The following is a 483-nucleotide window of genomic DNA, read 5'->3' on the forward strand; positions in this document are numbered from 1 at the left end:
CTTCCAGACTGCGCAAGACACCTCGGTCCAGGCGCTTAAGGACGCTGGACTCCCCGTGAACGGGTGATTTTCACGCAAGGTGGTCGGCTCCGGGTTGGGCGAGGGTAGCGGCGTGCGCAGTCCGGACCGATCATTTTTGCCGGTTTGGGGTCTCCTATGGCTCAGGAGGCCCCAAACCCCACCTCGACTGACAGTTTTGATCTGTCATTGACGCAGTCCGCGGCGATCGCCATGGTCGCCGAACGGTGCGGGAAGATCCGCACCGTGACAATTCTTCACAGGAGTCGGCATGTCCTCATCCACGATGGCTAGTCGCAAGGCCAGACACGAGGCGCTAACTGGCTGGTTATTCGCACTGCCATTCACCATCGTCTTCATCATCGTGTTCGTTGCTCCCATCATTGAGAGCATCCGGGCTGGGTTCCACAAGCAGGTTGCCGAGGGAGGCGGCCTTTATGGCGGAGGCCGGACAGTGGAGAAATT

General features: G+C 59.6%; 1 pseudogene. It reads left to right on the top strand.

Annotated features, from left to right (window positions below):
• Positions 1-289 precede the first annotated feature (289 nt).
• A pseudogene (locus J5M67_RS28125) lies at positions 290-483 on the top strand (sugar ABC transporter permease); the annotation flags it as partial.

It is taken from the genome of Pseudomonas sp. 30_B (assembly GCF_017491605.1).
GTDB lineage: Bacteria > Pseudomonadota > Gammaproteobacteria > Pseudomonadales > Pseudomonadaceae > Pseudomonas.